The sequence below is a fragment of the Kitasatospora sp. NPDC088160 genome, assembly GCF_044741445.1.
Classification (GTDB): domain Bacteria; phylum Actinomycetota; class Actinomycetes; order Streptomycetales; family Streptomycetaceae; genus Kitasatospora.
Genome location: NZ_JBIUSS010000002.1, coordinates 309,879 through 333,898, shown reverse-complemented (window position 1 = coordinate 333,898; position 24,020 = coordinate 309,879). Strand labels below are relative to the sequence as shown.

Here is a 24,020-nt window from a genome sequence, read left to right as displayed (position 1 = left end):
GCACGTTGCGAGCCCTCCAGGGCTGATCACGACACGACCACCAGCGTCGCAACCGCGAGATCCGCCGCGCGTTGCGAGCCCTCCAGGGCTGATCACGACGGTCTGGGCGGAGTCGCCGAACGGCCTGATGCAGTGGTTGCGAGCCCTCCAGGGCTGATCACGACCACGCTTCCGCTCGACCTGCCGATCCGGGCGGTCGTGTTGCGAGCCCTCCAGGGCTGATCACGACACGTGCGCTGTGGCCGGTGCTGGAGCTGGAGCGCACGTTGCGAGCCCTCCAGGGCTGATCACGACGCGCTGCGGGCCGGCCGCGGTACGGCGCTTATGGGCGCGTTGCGAGCCCTCCAGGGCTGATCACGACACGACCACCAGCGTCGCAACCGCGAGATCCGCCGCGCGTTGCGAGCCCTCCAGGGCTGATCACGACCCGCCCCGGGCCGGGGGCCGCAGCCCCGGGCGTGGTTGCGAGCCCTCCCGGGCTGATCACGACGCCGAGACCGCCTGGAGCTCCACAGCGGGCTGCAGTTGCGAGCCCTCCAGGGCTGATCACGACCGGCCAGCGAGCGTGGCCCGCAATCAACGCCGCCGTCACGTTGCGAGCCCTGCCCGCGCACTGCGGACGGGATCGCCTGCCCGTTGCGAGCCCTCCAGGGCTGATCACGACCTGGGCCTGGACCAGCTCGCGGCGGCCCTTGAGCGCAAGTTGCGAGCCCTCCAGGGCTGATCACGACGACCAGGCAGGGAGCCCGTGTGCCAGTCTCCCCAGCGTTGCGAGCCCTCCAGGGCTGATCACGACCCCTCACCACCGGCGCCCTCGTCGCCACCGCCAACGTCACGTTGCGAGCCCTCCAGGGCTGATCACGACACGCCCGGCACGTAGACGGCGGGTCGTCCCCAGTGTGTTGCGAGCCCTCCAGGGCTGATCACGACCCGAGGGTAAAATCCCAGGTCAGGGTACCCGTGGGAGCCGCCACAGGTGGCGGTGTTGCGGCGACCGTCGAATACTGCAGCGGTGCTGGTCACAGGATGTCGCCTGGCCCGCCGAGAGTGGCGCCGAGTGTCGCGGTGTCGATCATGTCCGGGGATCGGGCGGTGTAGGTGACGATGCTGTCGTAGGTGGGGTCGATCAGGTTGTTGAGCGTGCTGGTGAGGGCGCGGTACTGGGCTGCGGTGAGTTCGCCGTGGAAGACGCTCCGCTGGGTCCAGTGGAGGTATTTGCGGCAGGTTTTGAGGACTTTCGGGTTGCGTTCAGCGGCGGTGTCGTAGACCAGGATGACGAACATGGGCGGCTACCACCAGGGCCGGAAGGGCTTGTACGGCGCGCCCTCCAGGCACAGCCGGACCACCTTGAGTGCCTCGAGGTGGATGAGCTCCTCGTAGCTGACCTTACGCTTCAACGTCCGGTGGGACACCGTCGTCGCCAGTTCCTCCCGCACGAGAGCGGCGATCTTCTTCCGCCCGTCCTTGCTGAGTGCGGCGCGGCCGACCTCCGTCTCGAAGTCGCTGGGCTTGAGGTGTTTCTGGCTTGCGGCCCGTCGCAGCAGGCGTTCGGCGAAGAGTGGTTTGAAGGGTTCGGCGAGGTCGAGGGCGAGGGTGTTGCGGCGGCGGTCGGTGTCGGCGTGGAGGAATCCGATCGCGGGGTGGAGCGGGGTGGAGCGCAGGGCGGTAAGGACGCGTGCGTAAAGGATGGCGTTGAGGTAGCTGATGAAGGCGTTGCCGGCGTTGGTGGGTGGCCGGCGAGTACGTCCGTTGAGGCGGAGCCAGGCGGGGAGTTGGGTGTCGAGGACGGCCCAGGCGGTGCGGCGGAAGTTGCCTTCCTGTCCCATGAGGTCGTTGGTGTCCTGGCAGTCGGGCAGGGCGGTGCGCAGGGTTTCGAGGGCGGGGTCGAGGAGGTCGGTGTCGAGGGACCAGCGGAGGTTCTCGGCGGTGGCGAGGAGGAGGGAGCGGGCGATGGGGAGGCGTTGCTCCGGGTCTGCGGTGGTCTCCACTTGTCGGCGGACGACGGTGGCGGAGGACATGGCTTCGGCGGGTGCGAAGTGTCCGGCGTGGTTGCCGTAGTGGTCGAGGACGTGGACGGTGACGCCGTGGCGGCTGAGGAGGGAGAGGGCGGAGGTGTTGAGGTCGACGTGGTCGAAGGTGACGAGGTCGCGGATGTCGGTGATGGGGATGTGGACGGGGCTGCCGTCGGGGCGTTCGATGCGGATGCTGTTGTCTTCGCGGCGGATGCGGCAGGGTTCGGTGAGCCAGTAGGTGCGGCCGACGGCGGGCATCAGGTTCCCCAGCAGTAGTCGAGGTAGGAGCAGCCGCGGCAGGCGGTGCGGGTCTGGCGGTCGGGGGGTGTGGTGGAGGCGATGACGGCGCGGGCTTCGTCCTCGGCGGTCTCGGCCTCTTCCCGTGCCTGCTCGTTCCAGGGGATGTCGGTGGTGCGGCGGATGAGGGGGTAGTGGATGGTGCCGCCGCGGACGTTGACGCCTCTGCGTTCGAGGAGCAGGCAGTAGTGGCGGACTTGGGCGTCGTGGGCGGGTGAGGGGCTGCGGGAGGACTTGGTTTCGTGGATGACGGCGCCGGCGGTGACCCAGTCGATGCGGGCTTCGCCGAGGTCGACGTCCCGGCGGCGGGCGAAGGTGGTCTCGTTGACGACCTCGCCGAAGGCGACGAGGTCGCTGCGGCCTTCGGGGCGGTAGCCGCGGGTGTAGAGCCAGAGTTGGCGTGGGCAGTGGCGGAGGTACTTGATGTGGACTCCGCCGAGACCTTGATCGTCGTCGAGTGGATTCGTGGGGATGGGTTTCACAGGATGGTCTCCGGCTCGGCGGGTGGGCGAAGGCCCAGGACGGGGTCGTACTGGCCGTCGATGAGGTGGATGCCGAGGGCGCGGTCGAAGGTGGCGTTGTAGGTCTTCAGTTGGCCGTAGCGCAGGGGGATGAGCAGGCCGGCGGCGAGGAGGGGGTCGGCGTTCTTGCCGACGGCGAGGCGGCGGTATTCGTCTTTGTCATCGTGGTGGAGGACTTCGACGGTGTCGAAGCGTTCGCCGAGGGTCTTGGCGTGTTCGGTGCGGTCGTGGAAGGGGTCGGTGAAGGTGAGGAACTCGGTGGTGAAGCCGTCGCGGGCCTGCCGGGCCCTGGTCTCCCAGTCGTGGCCCCAGTCGGTGTCGTAGGCGAGCTGGAGGAGGCGGTCGATGTCGTGTTCGCTGAGGGTGGTGATGCCTTCGGCGGTCAGGGTGGTGAGGGCGGACCAGGCGGCGTCGACGGCTCCGGGGTCGTAGGGGCGGTGGCTGTCGGTGCGGTGGACGCGGAACTCGACGGCGCCGTCGGGGTGCAGGCCTCGGCGGTTGACGCGTCCGGCGCGCTGGGCGACGGCCTCGATGGGGGCGTTGTCGACCGCGCCGCGGTCGAAGTCGAGTTGCAGGGAGACTTCGACCGTCTGGGTGGCGACGACGAGGCCGCCGCGGTGGCGCGGTTCGCCGGGCCGGCGTTCGGGGTGGCGGGCCAGGAGGCGGGTCTCGATGGTGTCGCGGTCCCGGTTCTTGAAGCGGGAGTGGAGCAGCAGCGCCGCATCGGGGTCGTCGGGCCGTGTGTGGCGGGCGTGGTCGGCGAGTGCGGTGAACAGGTTCTGAGCGGTGGCGACGGTGTTGGTGACGACCAGGACGCTGTGGCCCTCGGCGAGCCATGTTTCGAGGCGGTCGAGGCTGTCGGGGTCGGTGAGGGGCAGGTCGTCGACGACGAGGTGGTGGCGGATGGGGGCGGTGCCGGGTGCGGCGCGGTGGCGGGTGACGGGCTGGTGGAGGCTGTCGTCGATGATGGCGAGCAGGGGCGGGGCGAGGGTGGCGGACAGGACGGCGATGCTGCTGCCGAGTTGTTCCCACAGGCGCATGGCGGCGCACAGGCGGCCGAAGGTCTCGGGGTCGTAGGCGTGGAGTTCGTCGAGGACGAAGAGGGAGTTGGCCTGTTCGAGGAGGACGGACGAGTGGGTGGGGCCGGCGATGGCGGCGCCGAGGAGTTGGTGGGGGGTGGCGACGCGCAGGCGTTGGGTGAACAGGCGCATGGCGTTGGCGCGGGCGTGGGCTTTGCGGGCGTCGTCCTTGGTGGGGCCGCAGCAGTCGTCTTCGAGGGCTTCGGTGAGGAGGGTGCGGGCGAGGGCTCCGTGAAGGAGTCCGATGTCGGGCCGCTCCTGGCCGGCGGCCGGTTGGAGGGTGCGTTCGAAGCGGTTGCGGGCGGCATTGAGGGAGGCCCGGTAGGGCAGGGTCCACACGAGGCGGGGCAGCCCGGGCATGGTCGCCAGCTGGCGGGCGGCCCAGGCGAGTCCGGCTTCGGTCTTGCCGCTGCCTGTGGGGGCGATGAGGACCAGGTGCCCGGTGGTGTCGGCAGCCTGCTGCTGGTGGCGGTGCGGGGTGTACGGGAGCCGGGTCAGGTAGTCGAGGGGCAGGGGTATGTGGGTCTGCAGGTCCACGTGGGCGGAGCCGGCGTGGTCGGCGAGGGTGAGCGCGCCCTGGGCGAGGACGGCGAGCAGGCCCGTGTGGGCTTTGACGGGTTCTCTCCAGGTGGTGAGGACTTCGTCGAGGAGGAGGCGGGCCCGGTCGGCGGTCGTCGGGTCGCCGGGCGCGGGCGGCACCGGTTCGGTCTGGAGGAAGCCGGCCAGCCAGGCGAGGAGTTCCTGGTGCAGGCCGCGCGGCACCTGCGGCCGGCTGTCGAGGCCGGGCGGGCGGCCGAACGCCTGGTCCCAGCGGGTGCCGGCGTTGTAGAGGCGCGCCAGGGCGGGCTTGCCGCCGCCGAGGGAGGACGCGGCGTGGAGCGGGCGGTGGTGGCCGGCGACGAGGGTGGCGATCAGCAGCCGTTCCTGGGCGCTCCACGCCGCGGCCGGGGCCAGGAGGTCGACGTAGGCGAGGGAGAGGACTTCGTGACGCTCTCCCCATGGTTCGCCGCCGGGTTCGAGCTGTCGTTGGAAGCTCTCGGCGATCTTTCCCGCGTCGTGCAGGAGGGCTGCGGCGCGCACCTGGGCCCAGAAGAGGGGCTCGGTGGCGATGATGCCGGCGGTGGCGATGCGGGCCTCGAGCTGGGCCACGGCGTCGTGGACGGTGCGCAGGTGCGTGGTGAGGCGTTCCGGGTCGTCGCGGGGCAGGGACTTGGCGCGCAGGTCGGTGAGGGCGCGCCGTCGTGGTGGGGTCAGGGGGTCAGGAGCCATACGGCTTGGGTGTCCTCGTGCAGGGCCGGGTCGGTGGGTGCTTCGCGGTAGGCGTGACGTACGGATGCCGCGGTGGTGGTGGGTTCGTCGCACCACAGGTAGTCGGACCAGGTGGTGGTGAGGCGGTCGGTGGAGACGGTGTCGGCGAGGCGGTGGGTGTGGGCGGAGGGCAGGTCGTGCCCGTCGAGCGGGGCGAGCGCGTGGCCGACGACCGCCCGGTCGGCGGGCTCGAGGAGCACACGGTCGGTCGCGGTCAGGTGGACGAGGTCCTGGGAGCGGCCCAGGCGCAGGCCGTGGCGCGGGCGGCGCAGCGCCCGGGCGAGGCGGGTGGCGTCCGGTTCGGGGATCCACAGGGTCAGGTGGACGCCGGCGAGGAAGGGGCGGTCCTTGGCGGTCGTTCCTCCTTTCCCGGACCGGACCCTGCCGCCGGTGGCGGGGTTGCTGCCGTCGGCGGCGATGGGGTGGTAGGTCTCGGTGTCGACGCCGTGGCCGTCCGCCCGCGCGGCCATTCCCAGGGCGAGGGGTTCGGCGGGTACGCCGGTGGCGGCGGCGAGCATTCCGCGGACGGTGGAGGGCGGCGGCACCGGCAGGATGCGGGTGATTCCGGGGAACAGCGGGTCCCTGAACGAGGCGATAGGGGCGTAGAACGTGGCCCGCAGGGCCTCGACCGGCCCTCTCGCGGACGGTGGGGCCGTGTTCTGCGTCGGCGTCATGCCTGCGCCGGGTCGTCGAACCAGCCGTCCAGCCGTCCCTCGCGCAGGTCGGCCGCCAGCTGGAGCAGGACCGTGCGGGGGTGGTCGATGACGATGGTCCCGTCCGCCAGCTCCCGCGCGCACTGCTTCTCGAAGTCCTCGCGCGCCTGGTCTCGGAATCCCGGACGCCATCCGATGCGCACAGGCTTCTCCCACTCCCCTGTCCACGCTTCGAGTTCCTTGACGAGCACGTCCCCGCGCACCCGCACCCCGGTGTCAGGGTCGGCGTCGATGACGTTGCCCAACGGGTTGATGCCGCCCTTGAACGGGGCCAGGACCATCAGCGAGGGAACCCGGTCGCCGTAGTGCAGGGCCTGCTTCGCTCCGCCGCTCAGATGCGCGAGCGCCTCCGGCAGCAGCGCCGTACGCCTGCGCCGCTCCTCCAGCGGCAGCCGCACGGCCGGCTGGTCACGGAACTGGACGGTGGAAGCACCGAGGGCCGCGGCCTCGGCCACCTGAAGAGCCTGTTCCGGGGTGAGGTAGTTGGGCCGGCCCACGCCGTCGGCCCCGGGCAGGGTGAAGGTGCCGATCCTCGGGACGTCCAGCAGGAATGGGGCCGCCAGGTCGGCGGTGTAGAACTCGTGCCCGTGCAGGACGGGCTCGGTCACCCCGCGGGACATCACGCCGAAGTCCTCGGTCGGGAAGACCGGTTCCACGGACATCAGCGTGCCGAGCATGAACGGACTGTCACGCAATGTCGTCGCCGCGTCGTCCTTCTTCGCGCCGGTCCGCATGTAGCCGAACAGGTCGTCGTCCGCGTAACGGACGGGATCCGCCTGGGTGTTGGCCTTCTGGGCCTTGCCCTGGGCCTTGCCGACCCGGGTGACCGGGGACGGCACCGAACCGCGCTCGACCATCGTCTCCCGGATCCAGCGGCGCGCCGCCTGCGCGGACACGTAAGGGTGCTTGCGGCCCCTGACCCGCGCGAACTTCACGCGGGACATGGTCTCCTCGCCCCGCCCGTTGTTCGGTGCGCCCGCGTTCACCGAGAGCACCATCATGCCTGCCAGGAAAGCCATTTACGCCTGTCCCATCTCGTAGTCGTGGTAGCCGTCGTACTCGTCCTCGCCGTCACCGGCGAACGCCGGCCGCTCCGCGAGTTCCTCGATCTCGCGTTCCTGCTGCGGATCCGCCTCCTTGGCACCGATCGGGACGCCGCGCTGCTGCAGCAGCACCGACACCTGCGCGAACAGCAGCATCCGCTGCTCCCACGCGCGCGGCTGGCGCCTAATCAGCGGCTTCCACAGCTCCGGTCCCGCCAACGGCGTCTTGCTGCCGTCAAGTTGAAGACGCGTGTAGGCGTGGACCAGGAGCGTGCCGAGCTTGTAGTCGTTGAGCGCGGCGTTGCGGTACTCCGCCAGCCGCCCGCGCGGGCTGGTGCCCTGCTCGATCCAGTCGGCGATCAGCGTCGCCACCGGTTCCAGATCCGTTTCCATTCCGAAGACCTCCTCGGCATAGGTGAAAGCGAGCCGGACCAGCGCCTCCCGGTCGCCGATGCTCCAGGCATCGTCGGTGTCCGCGAGGAGGCGGTGCAGCTGTCCCAGCAGCGGTCGGCTCCGGCCGTCCTCGGCCTCGAACAACAGCCGCGCCGCCTCGCCCGCCCCACCCGCGACGATCCGGCCCTGGGCGTCGTAGCGGGTCAGGGAACGACGGAGCAGATGCCAGCCGCGGCGCAGCGGCGCGTTGCCGTCCACGGTGGCCAGGAAGGCGGGTACGGCGCGGCGGGTGCGGGTGACCCGCAGCCAGGGGTCCTGGTTGTCGTTCTTGAAGGTCCACAGCGTGGTCGCGCACAGGCCCTCGGTAGCGTCCCGCAGGGCCGCAAGGACCACCGTCTCGGGCCGGGCCGTCGCCGGCATGCCGGTGAAGCCGGCGTGCATCACGCGGCGGGCGCGCCGCACGTTGCGCCGGGCGAAGTCCCGCTGCGCGGTTTCGTTCTCGCAGGACAGCACGGTCGCCGAGCCGGCAGTGACCCAGGCGCCGTAGGGCAGGGCCCACATCGTGGTCCTGCATCCCCGGCACACCGGCCAGCCGGGGACGCCGGGCGGCAGGGTGTTCAGGGCCTTGCTGGTGTCGAACAGCGGGAGATTCGACTTCGCCCAGACGGCCGTCGTGCCGGTGTTGCAGAACGTGCAGGGCAGCGTCCGGCCGGCCTCCGGGACATCCGGGGCGAAGAGCCTTTCGATGTCCGGCCGCAGCACGTTCGGGTCGGAGGGCCGCTTGCTGTGCGTCGCCTTCGAGTTCGGGTACAACGCGAAGAGCACCTTCCACCAGTCGTAGCGGCTGGTGTCCTTGGGCGCGGTGGCCGCCGCGACCACGTCTGCCACCACGGCGGCCGACACGGCCTCCAGGTCGGCCTCGCTCACCCGGCCCGGGTCGTCGCGGCCGGCGAGGACGGCCACCGCCCACGCCCCGGCCCGCTGCAGCGGATGGCCCGTCACGGCGAGCGCGCTCACCTCACCCATCCGAACCCCTGGATCGTGTCCAGACCCAGCCCCCACGAACGGACCGCGTTCGCGAACCGGCCGTCGGCCTCCATCGCGACCCGCACCCGCGCGCCGATCCGCGGCGCCCCTCGAACGGTGAACCGCCGCCGCGGCCCCGCCTCCAGCACCCGTACACCACGCGGCGCCGGCAGACCCAGCAGATCCGCCTTGTGCGCCAGGTTGTGCTGCAACCGGTCCAGGTAATGCTCGTCGCCCGGCAGCAGGTTCCGGCTCTCGTGCTTCAGCACCACCGGCGTCACCGTCTCCAGCTCCACCAGCCCCTCCCCCGCCGGCACCACGGTGTCCACGTCTAGCGCCAGCCCCCGCACCCTCAACCGTGTTTTTCCCCAGGAGAGTTCCTCGCACGAGGCCAGCGCGCGCACCAGCAGCGACGCGATCTCCGGGACCGGCGACCCGAACCACACCGACCCATCAGGCGAGGTGGTGTAGACGCCCTTGCGGTGCGGCGCACCCACGAACAGCGGCCCCGCCACCCCCACCGGCTTCAACGACTTCCCCTGCCACCCGCCGTCGTGCAACGCCTGAGCGAAAGCCTCGTCCTGGCCACTGAGCAGCTGATACACCACACCACGCGCGGCCCCGTGCAGGTCCTCCCACCGCACGCTCGACGTATCCGGTGTGACATCCACCCTGACCCGCACCGCACCCTCCAGGAGTCCAAAATGATCACCGTGTTCGCTCAACGGATCGATGGCGAAGCGTAGTTGGTCATGGAAAGAAATCCTCTGGTTTCCCACTAATTGCACCGATAATTGTCTGCATGTGCTACAAGTTCGAGATTGACTGCAGTCATCGCAGTCCGGTCAACACAGGCCACGGACTGCACCAACACCCCCCGCGACACCGGGCCGGCGCCACAACAGTCTGCAATCACGGACAAGATCTCCGTAAAACGCCCTGACCTGCGACGATGCACTACCGGCCAGTCGCTGCAGAACAGCCACCACCCAGCCACTCGGTACACCCGGCGACCTGGTGCTTTACCCTCGGGTGGTCATCAGCCCTGGAGGGCTTGCAACCGGACGAGCCGGTAGCCGGTGGTGGTGGGTCGGAGGTGGTCATCAGCCCTGGAGGGCTTGCAACGGTCACTGCTGGCCGCCGTTCTGGCCGAGCACCGCGCGTGGTCATCAGCCCTGGAGGGCTTGCAACGCACCGCCGTGGCGTGGGCCCCGGCCTGCTCCCGCGTGGTCATCAGCCCTGGAGGGCTTGCAACTCGTCACGGCGGCCGCGGGTGCGCCCGCCCCAACGGTGGTCATCAGCCCTGGAGGGCTTGCAACGCGGGCGTTCTCCGCACGCTGGCGCAACTTCTCCAGTGGTCATCAGCCCTGGAGGGCTTGCAACATCGAGGAGAACTCGGGGGCGAGGACTCCGCCCCGGTGGTCATCAGTTCTGGAGGGCTTGCAACATCTCCTCGCCGTCCAGCGGCCCGCCGTACAGGGTCGTGGTCATCAGCCCTGGAGGGCTTGCAACGCCTTCGTCTGGGCGGGCACCGGGGAGGCTCCGGCAGGTGGTCATCAGCCCTGGAGGGCTTGCAACGACTGGGCTGACGACGTGTCCCACGCGTACGCGGCGGGTGGTCATCAGCCCTGGAGGGCTTGCAACCGCTCCTCCCGGATCTTGTGGCCGGTGAGGATCACGTGGTCATCAGCCCTGGAGGGCTTGCAACGTGGCCTGCCAGGACGGCCGGCTGTCGCGGGTGAGGGTGGTCATCAGCCCTGGAGGGCTTGCAACTCTGGCCCGCCTGACCGGCACCGCCCTGGTCCGCTGGTGGTCATCAGCCCTGGAGGGCTTGCAACGTCAGCAGTACTTCCAGGACCCCGCCCAGGCTGGAGGTGGTCATCAGCCCTGGAGGGCTTGCAACGCGACCTGGAGCGGGTGGTCGGCCTGCTGCAGCCGCGGTGGTCATCAGCCCTGGAGGGCTTGCAACGTCGCCGACAGCGTGATGCCGAGCCCACCTCTTCTCCCGGAACACCGGCTCAGCAGCGCACGCCCCCAGGTGGCAACCGCGCCGGCCCCGCATCTGGCCGGAGCCGGCCGGGCGTGGTTGTTACTTGTGCGGGCAGCCGGCAGCGGCCGTCTGCGTATCGACGCTGTGCTTCAGGTCGGCCACCTGGGCGGAGGTCAGGTCGGTGTTGGGGATATCGAGGCGGACGGGGTGGTCGACGCCCTGGGACCTGACGGTCAGCAGGGGGGTGATCGTGTGGGGGACGGGGTCGGTCCCGGCGGGGTAGCTCACGGTGATGGAGTACTGGAGACCGTCGGCGTGGTACTGGGCCAGGCAGCGGGTGACCGCGATCTCGAAGTACCTGTACGCGTTCCTGTTGACCTTCGGGCCCTGCATGGGTACGAGGTTCTCCCTGATGCTGGGCCCGTTGAGGGAGTCTGCGATCAGGTGACCGCCGTCGTAGTTGGGCAGCGGGTCGGCGTAGTGGCCGACGCGGGCGGTGCAGGCGCTGTCCCGGCCGGCCGCCTCCTCGACCAGCGTGCCGAACGGGGCCAGTGCCGTCAGGGGACGGCCCGCGCCGTCGGCCTGGAACTGGTACCCGTTGTGCACGCTGTAGGCGTTGGCGGGCAGGTACTTGACGGGGCAGTCGCGAAGGGCGGCGGGTGCGGCCGACGCCGCCGGGACCGCGGCTGCGCCCAGCAGCAGCCCCACGGCCCCCAGCAGTGCACCGAACCGCCACGCCGACCGCGACCGACGCCCCGGCCTGCGAGTCGGACGGGGGCTTGTCAAGAAGCCAGCGGGAGGTGAGATGCGGTCCGTAACAAGCGGCGATGAGGGGATCACGGAGGTCTCCATTCGAGGCAGGGCAGGCGGTCACTGCATAGACGCACTTGGCTACCACATGTGACTATCCATCAAATCTGCTGATGAACCCCGCCGAGACAAACGGCGACCCTCTGAAGAAGGTTCAGTGGCTCTGTTCACGAGAACGACAGCACCTGGGCTTGCTGGAGAGTCCCCGTTGCCCCGGACGCGAGGCCGGTAAGAGCCCTCGGCCGGGCTGGGTTGCGCAGTGCTGGGCTACGGTCGCCCCTGCCACGAACGGTCCTCCTCAGCGCGAGCCAATTCGGCGTCGTACTGACTCGCGTCAAAGTGGAACTCCGGCAGAGGGCAGGGATCGGGGTCGAGCGGAGACTCCCGCGGCATCTCCCAGTCCGACCACTGCACGATCTCCCCGAACCGCTGCACGACCACGGTCAGGAAGCCACAGCAGCCACCGGTGCACTCCGGTTCCCCCAGTTCCAGCCGGCGAGCCTCGTCGGTCGCCCGAAGAGGGCTGGGGTGGCCGACTGGCAGCACATCAGCCGCGTAAGGTCCGCGGTCGCCTTCGCGAACCGCCTCTGCGACCACGTCCTCGCCGCCGACCCGGAACCGCATCTGGGCAGCGAACCGGGGTTCCGGCGGCCACACCCCGATCTCCAGATGATCGAACATCAGACCACCCTGTGGGGACCGCTGACGTCGGCGCTCCCCAATTCGACCGGTGCTGGCGAGCCGTCCGAGTGCCTGGCTTTGGCGCATGAAGTCGGCGCGGGCCGGTCGAGAAGGCCTTCGTCGTGGTCTTCGGAGAGGCCTATGCCGGGAAGCTCTCGATGAATGCTTCCCGGCCTCCGGCGAGGTCGAGGGGTTGGAGGTCGGCGTCGTAGTCGATCCACCACACGACGGGCGTCTGGGGGGCGAGGTCGTGCAGCACGGTGTAGATGACGGTCAGCGGCGCGGAGTGCGGTTCCCTGTCCTCGAAGGAGAACGCGCCGTGCCGCAGGTTGTACGACAGCTCTGTCCACTGGCCGGTCTCGGTCTCGGCGTGGATCTCCAGGAAGTTCTCGAAGGCGTCACTGACCGTGGCGTCCGGCCAGTGCCTGCGGACGCAGTCCTTGACCTGTTCGCCGGTGAAGGTCCACGGGCCGGCGTGTTCGTGGTCGGCGCTGACGTAGAAGGTGGATCCCACGGGGGTGTTCTCGTTTCTGTGCGCGGGGGCGGTCGGGGTGCCCGGTCAGGGTTCGACGCGGACGCGTCCGGTGACGCCCTGGGCGGTCATCAGCCCCTGGAAGTAGGCAGAGGCCTTGGCGTCGTTCGTGATCAGTTCAAGGTGGTTGACCTTGTTGCGTGGGTCTTTGAGGGCGGACGCGTACTTCTCCAGCTTCTTCGACTCGCCGTCCATCGTGTTCTCGTACACGAAGTCGAAGACGCCGTCGGCGTTGTCGAGCCGGAACGGCGACTTGCAGCTCTTCTGCTGGCCGATGTACTTCGCGTCGATCGCCGCCCCGTCCGCCGCACGGACACCGTCGGCGTCCATGCCCAGTTCCCGGCCCGTCTCCGGGTCGGTCACGGCCGTGTACAGGCGGTACTCCGTCGACCCGGCGACCCTCACCTGGTAGGAGCGGCGTGCGTCGATCTTCGGGTCGCCCTTGACGGAGGGCCCCAGGGCCTGGAACGTGCGGCCGTCCTGTTCCATCTGCGTCATCCAGGTCCGGATGTCGGCCTGCTGCTGCGCGGGCAGCAGCGGGAACGGGCTGGCCGGGTCGTGGGGCAGTGGCGGCATCCCGGGGGTGACCGTGAACGGCGGGGGCTTGGGCCCGGGGGCCGCCGCGGCGTCCGCCGTGCCGGCCAGGACGACGGCCGTGGCCGCGGTGGCGGTGACAGCTGCTGCGCCGACGGGGATGAGGTTGGCGGCCGCCGTGTCGACGACGGCCGCCGCTTCGGCCAGCACGGCGAGTTCCGCGCTGCCCTCGACCGCTGCGGCCATGGCCACCGCCGCGGTGCCGGCCTCGGCGGCGATCGCGGCCTCCCCGCCCACAGCGGCCACGTCGGAGCCGCCGAGGGTGACGACCGTCAGGAGGATCCCGGCGCCGGCGACGAGGCCGGCGGCGATCGCGAGGTCCTCCAGCGTGTCCCGCAGGTCTTCGACCGACTTCGCGTAGGCCTCGCAGGCCTGCCCGAGTTTGTAGGCCGCGTTCGTCATGCTGTTCAGCAGCGGGCCGCTCGTCGCGCAGCCGTCGTGGACCTTCGCCCAGTTCTGCGAGAAGGAGGTGACGGCGCCGGAGGTGCTGGAGGCGGTGACGCGCTGGACGCGCTTGTCGCCCTCGGTTCCCAGGCGGCTGACGAGTTCGGCGAAGTGCTTCCAGTCCTTCGCGGCCTGGCGGAGCCTGGCGGGGTCGCCCTGCGGCCAGAACCGTTTGATGATCTCGTGGACGGCTCCGCTGTCGTTGTGCCCGGCTGCGGAGTTGAGCTTGGCCTTGGCGACTTGCTCGTCGCAGTCCGGGCTGGCGGACTCGGGAAGGTTCTGCGGGGACATCAGCGCGGAGGCGACGTCGGCGTCGGTCTGGAGGTAGCTGATCGCCATCGTGTACAGGCCGTTGGCGGTCGCTCCGAGCTGGCCGATGACCTGGGCCGTCGCGTCGACGAGCTTTTGCGCGGCGGGGTCGTACTTGGCGGCGAACTTCTTGCCGGCGTCGTCGTCGCCCGCCATGCCGGCCGCGTCGTCCAGGGAGAAGACCAGGCTGCGGTACAGCTGGGTGGCGGAGTTCTGCAGGTCGGTGAAGCCGGCGGAGGACACGATCATGTCCGCCGGTTTGACATGGAAACTTGTCATCAGGCCCCCGTTTGTCCATGTGCGTCCACCGTAGCAAGTGCTCCTGTCGCCGCGGCATGAACCGGTGACTCGTCTTGGGACGTGTCACCGACCTTGGACTGATCTGTTGAAGCCCGATGGGCCTTGACGGGCACTTCGGCCGAGCATCTGGCCGCTACGCTGCCAACCGGATACCCCTGTGACCCGTCGCCTGCGGATCCCCTTGGGCGTGGGCCGCCCGAAGGTGGTGGCGTCTGGTCGTGTCATGCGCTCGGCGATCACGACGCGGTGGCGCCTTCGAACCGGGACCGGTTGAAACTCGGATACCGGTGTGCCGAGTGCGGCCCCCACAGAGTGTTCTCAGGCTCGGGTGGGACGTTCGCGGGCCCTTGGGGCGAGCCTTGACCGCGGGGGGTCATGGGCGCGGCGCAGGCCCGGGCTTCGGTCGCGATGGCTGCGCTGAGACCGATCCGGGGTCCATAAACGGGCCGGGATATCGGTTCTGAATCTTTCGAGCGGTGGCCGCCGGAATCAGGGCATCAATACATAGCAAAGAATGCCAAACCTACCATCCGATAAGGCCTCCATCCTTCACCCGATCGGCGGCGGGCGTGTTCGATTTCACGCGGCCTAGGATTCACGCATCCCACGCAATTGCGCGGTGGGATTGCATTAGGCTTTTGACCTGCTATTTCCCGTGCAGGCAGGGGCTCTGCGGACACCTTTTTCCACGACAGGAAGGACGGCGGGAAATGATTGCCAATGGGGTTCAGGCGGACACGATCCCGGGCGTGAAGTGGCTCAAGGCGGCGGCGAGCAACGGCGTCGGACAGTGCGTCGAGGTTGCCGTCCTGACAGGGGGCGGCATCGCGATGCGGAACAGTCGACACAAGGACGGGCCCGCGCTCGTCTTCACGCCTGACGAGTTCAGGACGTTCCTTGGCGGGTCAAAGGTCGGAGAATTCGACCACATGTGCGCCCAAGTGGCGCGCTAGCCCGGGTAATTCGCGACACGACACGCGGGGCCGCGCTGTGCCACAATCGAGCGTCGATGCTCGCTATTGGGGGAGGTCCCGCGTGTCGGCCAGTAATCAGGGTCCAAATTTCTCCGAAAATGTGTTCGGGTTTGCGCGTATGGCGGCTTCCGGGGTGGACAGTCCAACCGCGTCCCGCATTCTGCTGGGCGCCGGCCTTCGTCTTCTGCGGGACAAGGCCACGCTGAAGGAGGTCGCGTCCAGGACCGCCGGGTTCTCGGCCTCGAAGCTCAGCCGCTTCGAGACGGGCAATAACCAGGTCACGCTCAAGGACGTGCGGGCGCTGATGCGTACGTACAAGGTGCCTCAGGAGATCCTGCGCGAGTTCGAACAGCTGGCACGTCATGCCATGCAGCCTGAGTGGACGGCCCCCTACCGGGACCTGCTGCCGCGCTTCGTCGAGCGGCTGATCGCCCTGGAGTCGAGGGCCTGGAAGCTGTACGGCTACGAACGTGTCGTGTTCCCCGGTCTCCTCCAGACCGAGGCGTACGCCCGTGCGCTCATCGCCGGCGACCTCCCCGGGTCCATGGACTCCGAGATCGACCGGCGGGTGGCGCTGCGGCTGCAACGCCAGCACCGGGTACGCGATGCCGAGGTCCGTACCGTGCACTACATCGACGAGGGGGTCCTCACCCGGACCGTGGGCTCACCGGAGGTGATGGTCGAACAGCTGGAACGGCTGATCCGCCTCACGCAGACTCCCGGCTACGGCATCCGCATCATCCCCCGTACCTGCACCGCCGCCTCCAGCGTCACCAGCATCACCCACCTCGACTTCCGCACCACAGGCCTGCCCGAACTCATCTACAACGAGGGCTTGATGGCTGCGGACTACCTGGCTCCGACCGACGACGAGGACGCGCAGTCCAAGGGGCCGTCGCAGTTCACCTACGCCAAGGAAATGCTGTGGCGCCTGATGGGGCACTCCCTCGGCCGGCTCGAAAGCCGGGAGTTGCTGCTGAGGGAAGCGGGCGGGTACCTGGTGCAGCTCTGACGGCGGTGTTCACCGCACGACGGCCAGTCCCCCGTAGGTGATCCACTCGTCGCTGCGCTGGCGTGGGAGCACTTCGGTGTCGGGGCGCCAGTGGCTGACGTCCACAAGCCCGGGTTCCTTGACGTCCAGGCCGTCGAAGAAGTCGGCGACCTCGTCACGGCTTCGCACCCGCCCCCACTTGCCGCCAGTGCATTCTCGCATGAAGCCGGTCACCTGTCGGCGGAAGTCGGCGCGATCGCTGACTAGTTGGCATAGGACGACGACGCTGCCCGGCCGCAGGTCACGGATGCTCTCGCGGACTACCTCGGCCGCCTGAAGATCGTCGGCCAGGCAGTGAAGGACCGACACGAACAGGGCCGCGACCGGCTTGTCGAAGTCGATGAAGCCCTCGGTGCCCTTGCGGACCGCTGCCGGATCGGTGATGTCGGCGCCGAGGATCCGCACGTTCTCGTTCTCGTCGAGCAGTGCCTGGCTGTGAAGGACCACGGTCGGGTCGTTGTCGATGTAGACGACCTTGCAGTCCCGGTCGGCGGCCTGGGCCACCTGATGGACATTGCGCTCGGCCGGGAAGCCCGAACCATGGTCCAGGATCTGGGTGATCCCGTGATCGCGCACAATGCTCTCGACCGCCCGCATCAGGAACGCTCTGTTCTGTAACACCAGTTCGCGGCTGCTGGGGGCGATGACGAGAAGGTCCTCGGCGCTCCGGCGGTCGGCGGGGAAGTTGTTGGTCCCGCCGCCCAGGAAGTCGTACATCCTCGCTGCGGCCGGGATCTCCACGTTCACCCGGCTCGTCAGATCGGACTCGCCCACGGTACCCCTCGGTGTCCGGCAACCCCGGTCTGGTCCCGGCGGCTTGATCCGCCCATCGTAGATGGGCAGCGCGAAGCACACCACCGCTGGATCGGGTGAAGTGGTGCGTGCATGACGGACCTTCGCGCGACCCGGGCGATCTCGCCCCGGAGCGCGCGCCGGTCCGTTCGGTATGCGATTAGAGCTTCGAGCAGTCCACCTCCCCACGCGGGGCCGCGTTCGCCCCCAGCAACCGCCGGGCCGCCAGCAGGCCAACACGCACGTCAGGCTCGTCGACTCCCATCAGCCGGGCGGCCTTGTCGACCGGCATGCCAAGCTCGTGGTGCAGGAGCGCGGCATCCGCCGGCGCCGGCGGCAGCGCGGCCTGCAGCCTGTCCCCTCCTGCCACCGGCGGGCAGGATCCGAGGACCGCGGCGACAGTGGCCCGCAGAATGCACCAGGCGTACGCCCCCGGGCGCTTTTCCGACAGCGCCCGGCCCCAGTGGACCTCCACGCACTCCAGGGCCACCTCGACCGTGGCCTGGCTCAACGCCCGGTCTCCGAGCCGGGCCTGCACATAGCGCAGGTAGCCCTCCTCCTGAAGGGCCACGAAGGCGGCGAAGCCGATGCCAGAGCGGCACTGGCACTGGCACCGGCACCGGGAGGGTCGGTTTCGGTCAGCAGTCATCTCGGCCTCCCCACGTCAACTCGGTTGCAGACACGGACAGGTGGCCCGGGCGGCGACCTCAAGAGGAAGCGGTGCGCGCCCTGTGCTGCCAGCCCCTTCGCGGGCATGCAGCACTGGCAACCTGGTCAGCGCCTCGAGGCCGAGCCGCCGCTTCCGCTCCTCGGGGCTCCAACCTGCATCAACAGCGTGACCAGCAGCACCTGCTCGGCGTCGACGCGCAGGCCCCGCAGTGCCATCCACGCGACGACGAGCACCGGCGTCACGTTGCCGCACAACGCCCCGGACGCGGCCAGGACAGCCGCGCGCAATCCCACGGGCTTCCGCGAGCCGCTGCTAGATTGAGGGGCCCGCGAGGGCGGGTAAGCCCGCCTTCGGGCAGTTTGGTCATGCATAGGTGCCAACCTTCTCGTGATCAAACGACTCACGCCCCGGACAGTGGTGACACACCGTCCGGGGCAGCTCCACATCGGAGCCACCGAAAACGCTACCGCCCGCGAACAGCTCCGATGCACCGCTAAGCACTCTCAACTCATGCCGTGGGAAACCATGTTGATTGCCGTGTCTTGCAGTGGTGGCAGAGTCCGCGAACGAAAGCAGGGCGGCCACACTCGATCGGCACTCGGACAACTTCGATCTGAGGAGACGGCGCGTTCACCGGCGCCACGCGCCCCAGGAAGCTCTGGAGCGCCGATGCGCACTCCCCCATGCGCCTGCCAACGGAGCGAACATGCCGTCGGCCCACGCACTGTGCGCTGAAGAATCAGTGCGGAATCAGATCACCGTCTGCACGACTTCTGCGCCTTGCTGCGGATCGCAGCCCGGCACGGCTTCTCGACCACCGGAGCGAAGAGGTCGGACGCCCTCGCCGTCTCCTCGCGCCGGCTCACAGTCACCCAGAGCGTGTCCGCGATCTCTCATGTCTCACCACTGAGAACAGCCCGCCGTAGGAGCATTGCGAAGATTCGAGAGCCTTCGGCCGGCTGACGCCGTGGGTCCACACTGGTTATGCGTCCATCTGCAATCTGGAAGGAGGACGTCATGCGTGGCACTGGAACGATCTACAAGCGGTGCGGTTGCCGGGACCTCCGCACCGGCCGGCAGCTCGGAAGGCTCTGCCCGGACCTCCGCCGCCGCGGCCACGGTTCCTGGTATCTCGCGTTGCCAAGGGCAGCGGCCGTCGACGATCGCCGGTCCCGGCTGCGTCGGGGCGGCTATCGAACCCAGGCCGATGCCGAGCGCGCTCTCAAACGCCTGCGAGACCGCGACCTCGTCGGCCAGGGCGGGCTACTCACAACCGGCCAGTGGCTTCAGCGCTGGTACAACATGGTCGAGCCGCACCTCCGGCCCTCGACCGCCCGCGGCTACCGGCAGCACTTGGAGCAGTACCTCGTGCCACTGCTCGGCCGCGAGCTGCTCTGTGAGCTGACCAGCAACTCGGTCCAGCAGGCTTTCAGCACCATCGTCCGTCGACACCAGAACACGGGCCGGCCGGTCAGCGCCGGCACGTTGCGCCGCGTGCAGGCGACCCTGCGTGCCGCTCTGAACCACGCGGTGCGCAGCGGCCTGCTGGCCACCAACCCTGCTCGCCACCTGGATCTACCGCGAGCACCTCGACCGCACCCGGTGGTCTGGACGGACAACCGGGTCGCGGAGTGGAGGCGGACCGGCGAGCGCCCGCCTGTTGCCGTGTGGACACCCGTGCAAACCGCCGCGTTCCTCGCGTTCGCGAGTGATCATCGGCTGTACGCCCTGTACCACCTGTACGCCCTACGCGGTCTTCGCCGCGGGGAAGGCGCGGGGCTCCGCTGGTCGGACTTCGACGCCTCGGGCCGCACACTCACGGTCGCCCGGCAACTACAGCAGCGGGAGAACGGACGGCTCGAGGTCTGCCCGGTCAAGACGCGGGCTGGCGAGCGAACGATCGCTCTCGACAGAAGCACCATCCATGCACTGAACACACACCGTAGCCGACAGAAGGAGGAAAGACTCGCAGCGGGAATTGACTGGAATGAGTCCGATTACATATTCACCGACGCCTACGGACGTCCGCTGCGCCCGGACTACATCGGCCACGTGTTCCAGAACATGGTGCGCGGGAGTGGTCTGGCGCCTGTCCGGTTGCATGACCTGCGTCATGGCGCGGCAAGTCTCGCCTTGACCGGCGGATCCGATCTCAAGGTCATACAGGCCCAGTTGGGGCACTCCACGATCATGACGACCGCCGACACGTACACGTCGGTCCTGCCCGAGACGGCCCACCTCAGCGCCGAGGCGACGGCCCGCGTGGTCATCGATGCGGCCCGAAAGCTCTCCCGGGGCATCCGGTACCAGTCCACGCCACGCAGGCAGCGCGCGAAGGCCCTGCCGGGAGCCTTGCCGAACCGAGGGATACATAGCTCAGCGTGACACTTTGACGGTCCGTCGCCAGACCCGGGCGCCCCACGAGCGGCCCACTCGCGCCCCATCAAGGACGAGCCGACCGCACGGCCGCATCCTCGTAGGCGCAAGAAAGACCAGGTCACAACGGGTGGCGGACCGAAAAACGGGCTCCGAACGAAATCGGCAGGCCTACGGATTAAAAGACCTCGCTCCTTGCCACTGAACTTTGACGGCCGCTAGGTTCCTGCCACTGACGATCGCCTGGCGGCCGGAGGAGCAATGAGGGGCACCAGCAGGTGCGTCGAGGGATTCCGCACCATCACCCTTGGGCTGGAAGAGGGAGATCGGCCGTGATCAAGAAGGTTCTGCGCGCCCTCACCAGGGCTACGTCACAGCCAGGCACGGCGTCCAACGGGCCCGGCGGTCGGCCGCTCTATCGCTGGCGCTGCGAGTGCGGCGCCCAGTCTCGCGACTCCGACATTAAGTTTGACACGGAGCACAACGCCTCGCGGCACCAGTGGCGCCATGGCGTGGATCATCCGATGCCTGAGGTCTACGGCACCGGAGAGACAGAGATCTGGGTCAACCCCTGAGCGCGGCATCGGCAACGGTAAATCACACCGGCCTGGGCCAACTTCCTGGCCGGGCGAGCAAGGTGGACCGCATCGCGCCTGCTCCCCTCGCCCGCCGCGGCTGACACAGGGCTCATCCCGAGCGCTCGCCTGCTCCTTCTCGGCCGGCGCTCCGGCGTCATACCCGAGGGGCTGATCCGCGATGGCCCGGATCACGTCGTCGTGCCACCCGGGCGGCAGCTCGCGGAGATCGGTGCCGAGCAGACCGAGGTACGCCGCCGCGTAGCCGTAGGGCAGCACGCCCGGTTGGGTGCGGCGCGCGGGCCCGTAGAAGGCCTTCTACGGGCCCGCGCAGGGTGTCAGGAGTCGGTGGGGCCGGTCAGGACCGGGATGGCGGGTAGAACGAGCCCCTGAAGGCCTTGGTTCCACATCAGGGAGCGGTGGCCTTGGGCCTGGAAGACGCGGGACCGGTGGTCGGGGTGCGCCCACAGGTGGCGGACCGCTCGGACGACGTGGCCCTTGTTGAGCCGCCACCACGTCTGGGCGGTTGGCGCTGCCCAGTCGTGTTCGTTGGGAATCGCGTGCAGGGAGGCGCCGTCGGGGCCGACGATGTTCGCGACTTGGACGGTGACGGCGCGCGGACGTGCGTCGAGGCTGAGCAGTAGCGCGGTTGCCTGCGGAAAGGCTCGGCGGATCCGGGAGGCGAGGGCGGCGGCCACGTCCGGGGCTGGAAGGTTGAGTAGGCGCCGGTGGCCGGCCAGCTTGGTGACGGGAAGGTGCGCCCCGAGCAGCACGGTGGGCAGCAGTCGGTCCGCCTTCTTGAGCCAGGGCGGTTCACAGGAGAGCGCGGGGGCGCGGCGCCACAGCAAGGGTGGGGTCGGGTAGCGGTGGTCGCGGGGGTTGGCCCACAGGGCATGGATGCGGTCGGAGTCGAGGGTTTCCTCGAACTCGATGGCGGCGGTCTCGGGAACGTGGGTACGGGCTTGGGCGGCGAGGAGTTCGTAGGCGGTGACGGCGAGGGCTTGTTGGGCTTCGGCCTCGCGGTGGAGCGCTTCTTGGTAGGCGCGGATCGGGTCGGTGCGCCGGTAGGGGGCAGGGCAGGTGGGCGCAAGGAGCGGCCGAGGGGTCGGCATAGTCGTCCTTGTAGGGGTTGAGGCCGGGCCGGTGTGCGGCCCGGCCCGGCGTCAGTTGGCGTCGTGCAAAACGCGGTTGGCGAGGTCGCCGATTCGATCGGCGAGTACCACCATGGCGCGCGCCTGGGCAGGTGTGTGGGGGTTGTCGGGCGAGCAGTGCTGGCTGAACCGAAGTCCGAGCTGGGTGAGCTCGTACATCGCCATGGGGTCGTGAGCCGGGATCTTCAGATTCCAGCTGGAGGCGTCAATGCGGTAGAGGGTGCCGGCGCGGTAGGCGAGCAGCAGTCGGTCGGCGGGTTCGTCGCCGGTGTAGTCGTTCGGCAGCAGGTTGTTCTCGGTCAGCCATTCGCAGAACGGGCCGGGGAGGATGAGCGTCTTCCGGGTGGTGGCGGGGGCGTGCTGGGCGGCTTGCTCGGCATAGGCGTGGGCGTAGCCGAGGTGGCGGCTGCCCGTCGGGGTGCCGAGGGTTTGGAGTGCCCAGTCGTAGGCGCAGGCGGCGTGCTGGTGGTAGCGGCGGGCGGTGGGTCCGAGGTCGGTGTCGGCGGCGGCCTGGCGGTGCCGGTCGCGGGCGGCGGTGACGGTTTCGGGGGTGGCGGGGCCCGGGGTGAGGGGCGGTTGTGTGGTCATGCTGGCCTCCGGAGTGTGTGCGCCGCTGTGCGCGACCTGGCGTTGGCGGGGTGCCCCGGCCGGTGTGACCGGGCCTGACCAGCCTCCCCAACTCATTAACTCCGGGGCACACCAAGTGCCGCTGAAATAAAGGAAGTTGTCGGGTGCGAGCAGTCAGTCCAAGCTGAGCAGTGCGGTGCGCTGGGCGAGGTCGGCGGCGCTGCGGCGTAGCGCGTGGGGTCAGTCGGTCGCCTTGGCCGGCGGCGGCACCTCGACGATGCGGCCGAAGGCGGCGGCGATGCGCAGCGCAAAGATCGCGTTGCCGTGGGCGTTGGCGAAGCCCCGGCAGATCGCGCCCTTGGTGCCGGGTGGGGCGAGGGCGGGCAGAGTCGAGTGGCAGACGATGTGCCCGTTGGCGTCGAGGGCTTCGGCGGCGAGTTGCCGCACGCGGCCGGGCGCGAGGTTCATCAGGTTGCCCGGCCGGTAGATGCAGGTGTCGCACAGGCGGGCGAGGACCCGGACCTCCCCTGTGTCGGGGTCCGCGACGGCCGGCGCCGCCTCATCGTCCGGTTCGAACTGCGCTTCGCTGTACTTCACGGTGCCCACCTGGTTGCGGTCGGACTGGCGGTGCGGGTCGAGGCCCGGGGGCGGGTGACTGGCACCCGCCCCCGGGCGGTCGGTCAGTTGTCTCGGCCGCGCAGGCGGTCTTCGCGCTGCTCCCGGACCACGTCGGCGAGGTCCTTCACGGAGCCCGTCATCACGATCTGCTCCATCAGGAGCTCGGCCAGAAGGTAGCGGGGGTCGACCGTCCTTGCCCGTTCGGTGGCGATGAGCGCGGCCGGGATCTCCCCGGCGACGGCGGCGGCGAACCCGGCGAGCGTCAGAGGGGGGGCGACGAAGGTGGTGCTGTCGCTGGCGCAGCGGCGGGCGAGCATCGCCCACAGCTCGCGGGCGCGCGCGAGCTCGTTCGGTGCGATGTAGCCGAGCGCGACGTCGCGCAGGGGCCGGTGGCGCAGTCCGACGATCAGCTCGGCGGTCTGCTCGGGGGTGAGGTCCGTCAAGGGGGTTCCGTCGCCGCCGTTCAGCAGCAGACGGTCGAGGATCGCTGTGAGCCGTTGCGTCTCGGCGTCGAAGCTGCTGTCCTGGACTCGCTCGGCTCGCAGGCTGACGGCTTCGCGGATCGCGGCCCGGTGGGTGTCGGCGTCGGTCCCGGTGACGGGTTCGAACGCGGCGGCGATTTTCGCCCCGCTGGGCGGGGTGGGGATGCCGAAGGCGAGGGCGTTCGCGGTGACGGGTCCGGGGTTGTCCGGGCCGTCCACAGGCATTCCCTCGCTCCGGTAGTGGGGGTTGCGGTCGTGGTAGGCCCACCAGTGTGTGGGGGTCACGAACGTGACGCCGAGGACGTCCACGCCGTGGGTCTCGGCCGAGAGGATCAGCGCGTCCGCGAGGCCTCGGTGCTGGCGCATCGCGTTGTGGCCGTCGCGGGCGTCTTCCGCGTTCGCGCACAGGTACAGCAGGATGCTGGTCGGTCCGGTGCTGAACTCCTCCAGCCGGTGCATCGTGGTGTGCAGCAGGTCGTTGGCGGTCTCCGTCGGGTCCTCCACGTCGCGGGGCAGTGTCAGCTTCTGGCTGAACAGCGGGCGCTCGCGCAAGGTGTCGTAGGTGAGGACGAACACCATGCCTTCGGGGCGGTCGGGCTGGAAGCCCAGCAGGTAGGGCAGTGCCTCGACGGCCTGTGCCGGGTTCCTGACGTCGAAGGCGGGCACCGGGTGGATGGTCAAGACTTCTCTCCGTTCGCGGGATGGGCTTGGG

23 protein-coding genes and 2 CRISPR repeat arrays are annotated in these 24,020 nt (G+C 69.5%); of the genes, 4 read left to right on the top strand and 19 right to left on the bottom strand.

Annotated features, from left to right (window positions below):
- Nucleotides 1-4: 4 nt before the first annotated feature.
- Nucleotides 5-930: direct repeats of the CRISPR family, unit length 29 nt; unit sequence GTTGCGAGCCCTCCAGGGCTGATCACGAC.
- An 89-nt stretch (nucleotides 931-1,019) separates the two neighbouring features.
- The 12 genes from cas2 to ACIOGZ_RS04080 form a co-directional block, all read right to left on the bottom strand.
- Nucleotides 1,020-1,283, bottom strand: coding sequence for a CRISPR-associated endonuclease Cas2 (gene cas2, locus ACIOGZ_RS04135; RefSeq protein ID WP_363628917.1), 264 nt, complete (start codon nucleotides 1,281-1,283; stop codon nucleotides 1,020-1,022).
- Nucleotides 1,284-1,289: 6 nt separating this feature from the next.
- Nucleotides 1,290-2,270 carry a type I-B CRISPR-associated endonuclease Cas1b gene (cas1b, locus tag ACIOGZ_RS04130; protein ID WP_363628919.1) on the bottom strand — a complete coding sequence of 327 codons (981 nt, stop codon included), beginning with the start codon at nucleotides 2,268-2,270 and terminating at the stop codon, nucleotides 1,290-1,292.
- Nucleotides 2,270-2,791, bottom strand: a complete 522-nt coding sequence (locus ACIOGZ_RS04125) for a CRISPR-associated protein Cas4 (RefSeq protein WP_363628921.1) — start codon at nucleotides 2,789-2,791, stop codon at nucleotides 2,270-2,272. Before ACIOGZ_RS04125 ends, cas1b begins: the two co-directional genes overlap by 1 nt.
- Nucleotides 2,788-5,178, bottom strand: a complete 2,391-nt coding sequence (cas3, locus tag ACIOGZ_RS04120; RefSeq protein ID WP_363628922.1) for a CRISPR-associated helicase Cas3' — start codon at nucleotides 5,176-5,178, stop codon at nucleotides 2,788-2,790. Before cas3 ends, ACIOGZ_RS04125 begins: the two co-directional genes overlap by 4 nt.
- Nucleotides 5,160-5,891 carry a CRISPR-associated protein Cas5 gene (gene cas5 / locus ACIOGZ_RS04115; protein WP_363628924.1) on the bottom strand — a complete coding sequence of 244 codons (732 nt, stop codon included), beginning with the start codon at nucleotides 5,889-5,891 and terminating at the stop codon, nucleotides 5,160-5,162. The genes cas3 and cas5 overlap by 19 nt, the downstream gene beginning before the upstream one ends.
- Complete coding sequence (gene cas7i, locus ACIOGZ_RS04110) at nucleotides 5,888-6,949, bottom strand: type I-B CRISPR-associated protein Cas7/Cst2/DevR (RefSeq protein WP_363628925.1); 1,062 nt, start codon at nucleotides 6,947-6,949, stop codon at nucleotides 5,888-5,890. The genes cas5 and cas7i overlap by 4 nt, the downstream gene beginning before the upstream one ends.
- Nucleotides 6,950-8,392, bottom strand: coding sequence for a hypothetical protein (locus tag ACIOGZ_RS04105; protein WP_363628927.1), 1,443 nt, complete (start codon nucleotides 8,390-8,392; stop codon nucleotides 6,950-6,952).
- Nucleotides 8,380-9,171 carry a CRISPR-associated endoribonuclease Cas6 gene (gene cas6, locus ACIOGZ_RS04100; protein WP_363628928.1) on the bottom strand — a complete coding sequence of 264 codons (792 nt, stop codon included), beginning with the start codon at nucleotides 9,169-9,171 and terminating at the stop codon, nucleotides 8,380-8,382. The genes ACIOGZ_RS04105 and cas6 overlap by 13 nt, the downstream gene beginning before the upstream one ends.
- A gap of 253 nt (nucleotides 9,172-9,424) precedes the next feature.
- Nucleotides 9,425-10,361: a CRISPR direct-repeat array (repeat unit 29 nt; unit sequence GTGGTCATCAGCCCTGGAGGGCTTGCAAC).
- 120 nt (nucleotides 10,362-10,481) lie between these two features.
- Complete coding sequence (locus ACIOGZ_RS04095; protein ID WP_363628929.1) at nucleotides 10,482-11,090, bottom strand: DNA/RNA non-specific endonuclease; 609 nt, start codon at nucleotides 11,088-11,090, stop codon at nucleotides 10,482-10,484.
- A 369-nt stretch (nucleotides 11,091-11,459) separates the two neighbouring features.
- A complete protein-coding gene (locus ACIOGZ_RS04090; protein WP_363628931.1) occupies nucleotides 11,460-11,873 on the bottom strand; it encodes a hypothetical protein in 414 nt (137 codons plus the stop codon).
- A gap of 139 nt (nucleotides 11,874-12,012) precedes the next feature.
- The gene (locus ACIOGZ_RS04085) at nucleotides 12,013-12,387 is read right to left on the bottom strand and encodes a hypothetical protein (protein WP_363628933.1); all 375 of its coding nucleotides are present in this window, start codon (nucleotides 12,385-12,387) and stop codon (nucleotides 12,013-12,015) included.
- Between the two features lie 45 nt (nucleotides 12,388-12,432).
- Entirely contained in the window at nucleotides 12,433-14,001 is a 1,569-nt protein-coding gene (locus ACIOGZ_RS04080) for a restriction endonuclease fold toxin-2 domain-containing protein (RefSeq protein ID WP_363628935.1), read from the bottom strand.
- A 761-nt stretch (nucleotides 14,002-14,762) separates the two neighbouring features.
- Between ACIOGZ_RS04080 and ACIOGZ_RS04075 the strand changes: the two genes are divergently transcribed.
- Together ACIOGZ_RS04075 and ACIOGZ_RS04070 are read left to right on the top strand one after the other, a co-directional pair.
- The gene (locus tag ACIOGZ_RS04075; RefSeq protein ID WP_363628937.1) at nucleotides 14,763-15,005 is read left to right on the top strand and encodes a DUF397 domain-containing protein; all 243 of its coding nucleotides are present in this window, start codon (nucleotides 14,763-14,765) and stop codon (nucleotides 15,003-15,005) included.
- Between the two features lie 154 nt (nucleotides 15,006-15,159).
- Entirely contained in the window at nucleotides 15,160-16,038 is an 879-nt protein-coding gene (locus tag ACIOGZ_RS04070) for a DUF5753 domain-containing protein (protein WP_400984725.1), read from the top strand.
- A 9-nt stretch (nucleotides 16,039-16,047) separates the two neighbouring features.
- Here ACIOGZ_RS04070 and ACIOGZ_RS04065 read toward each other — a convergent pair whose 3' ends face one another.
- From ACIOGZ_RS04065 to ACIOGZ_RS04055, 3 genes are all read right to left on the bottom strand, one after another.
- Nucleotides 16,048-16,851, bottom strand: a complete 804-nt coding sequence (locus ACIOGZ_RS04065; RefSeq protein ID WP_363628940.1) for an SAM-dependent methyltransferase — start codon at nucleotides 16,849-16,851, stop codon at nucleotides 16,048-16,050.
- 178 nt (nucleotides 16,852-17,029) lie between these two features.
- Nucleotides 17,030-17,440: a hypothetical protein gene (locus ACIOGZ_RS04060; RefSeq protein ID WP_363628941.1), complete on the bottom strand. Its 411-nt coding sequence runs from the start codon at nucleotides 17,438-17,440 to the stop codon at nucleotides 17,030-17,032.
- A 203-nt stretch (nucleotides 17,441-17,643) separates the two neighbouring features.
- Nucleotides 17,644-17,832 carry a hypothetical protein gene (locus ACIOGZ_RS04055; protein WP_363628943.1) on the bottom strand — a complete coding sequence of 63 codons (189 nt, stop codon included), beginning with the start codon at nucleotides 17,830-17,832 and terminating at the stop codon, nucleotides 17,644-17,646.
- 724 nt (nucleotides 17,833-18,556) lie between these two features.
- On the opposite strand from ACIOGZ_RS04055, the gene ACIOGZ_RS04050 reads away from it, so the two are divergent.
- Together ACIOGZ_RS04050 and ACIOGZ_RS04045 are read left to right on the top strand one after the other, a co-directional pair.
- A complete protein-coding gene (locus ACIOGZ_RS04050) occupies nucleotides 18,557-19,924 on the top strand; it encodes a tyrosine-type recombinase/integrase (protein WP_363628944.1) in 1,368 nt (455 codons plus the stop codon).
- Nucleotides 19,925-20,247: 323 nt separating this feature from the next.
- On the top strand, nucleotides 20,248-20,490 hold the full coding sequence (locus ACIOGZ_RS04045; RefSeq protein WP_363628946.1) for a hypothetical protein: 243 nt from the start codon (nucleotides 20,248-20,250) through the stop codon (nucleotides 20,488-20,490).
- Between the two features lie 338 nt (nucleotides 20,491-20,828).
- On the opposite strand, the gene ACIOGZ_RS04040 is transcribed toward ACIOGZ_RS04045, so the two are convergent.
- The 4 genes from ACIOGZ_RS04040 to ACIOGZ_RS04025 form a co-directional block, all read right to left on the bottom strand.
- The gene (locus tag ACIOGZ_RS04040; RefSeq protein ID WP_363628947.1) at nucleotides 20,829-21,602 is read right to left on the bottom strand and encodes a hypothetical protein; all 774 of its coding nucleotides are present in this window, start codon (nucleotides 21,600-21,602) and stop codon (nucleotides 20,829-20,831) included.
- Between the two features lie 51 nt (nucleotides 21,603-21,653).
- Nucleotides 21,654-22,229, bottom strand: a complete 576-nt coding sequence (locus ACIOGZ_RS04035) for a hypothetical protein (RefSeq protein ID WP_363628949.1) — start codon at nucleotides 22,227-22,229, stop codon at nucleotides 21,654-21,656.
- A gap of 219 nt (nucleotides 22,230-22,448) precedes the next feature.
- A complete protein-coding gene (locus ACIOGZ_RS04030) occupies nucleotides 22,449-22,805 on the bottom strand; it encodes a hypothetical protein (protein WP_363628951.1) in 357 nt (118 codons plus the stop codon).
- An 83-nt stretch (nucleotides 22,806-22,888) separates the two neighbouring features.
- Nucleotides 22,889-23,989 carry a DUF4192 domain-containing protein gene (locus tag ACIOGZ_RS04025; protein ID WP_363628952.1) on the bottom strand — a complete coding sequence of 367 codons (1,101 nt, stop codon included), beginning with the start codon at nucleotides 23,987-23,989 and terminating at the stop codon, nucleotides 22,889-22,891.
- Between the last annotated feature and the right edge of the window lie 31 nt (nucleotides 23,990-24,020).

Coding starts and splice junctions, on each gene's coding strand:
- cas2 (WP_363628917.1), bottom strand. CDS start 1,283: ATGTTCGTCATCCTGGTCTACGACACCGCCGCTGAACGCAACCCGAAA.
- cas1b (WP_363628919.1), bottom strand. CDS start 2,270: ATGCCCGCCGTCGGCCGCACCTACTGGCTCACCGAACCCTGCCGCATC.
- cas3 (WP_363628922.1), bottom strand. CDS start 5,178: ATGGCTCCTGACCCCCTGACCCCACCACGACGGCGCGCCCTCACCGAC.
- cas5 (WP_363628924.1), bottom strand. CDS start 5,891: ATGACGCCGACGCAGAACACGGCCCCACCGTCCGCGAGAGGGCCGGTC.
- cas7i (WP_363628925.1), bottom strand. CDS start 6,949: ATGGCTTTCCTGGCAGGCATGATGGTGCTCTCGGTGAACGCGGGCGCA.
- ACIOGZ_RS04105 (WP_363628927.1), bottom strand. CDS start 8,392: ATGGGTGAGGTGAGCGCGCTCGCCGTGACGGGCCATCCGCTGCAGCGG.
- ACIOGZ_RS04090 (WP_363628931.1), bottom strand. CDS start 11,873: ATGTTCGATCATCTGGAGATCGGGGTGTGGCCGCCGGAACCCCGGTTC.
- ACIOGZ_RS04080 (WP_363628935.1), bottom strand. CDS start 14,001: ATGATCGTGTCCTCCGCCGGCTTCACCGACCTGCAGAACTCCGCCACC.
- ACIOGZ_RS04075 (WP_363628937.1), top strand. CDS start 14,763: ATGATTGCCAATGGGGTTCAGGCGGACACGATCCCGGGCGTGAAGTGG.
- ACIOGZ_RS04050 (WP_363628944.1), top strand. CDS start 18,557: ATGCGTGGCACTGGAACGATCTACAAGCGGTGCGGTTGCCGGGACCTC.
- ACIOGZ_RS04040 (WP_363628947.1), bottom strand. CDS start 21,602: ATGCCGACCCCTCGGCCGCTCCTTGCGCCCACCTGCCCTGCCCCCTAC.
- ACIOGZ_RS04035 (WP_363628949.1), bottom strand. CDS start 22,229: ATGACCACACAACCGCCCCTCACCCCGGGCCCCGCCACCCCCGAAACC.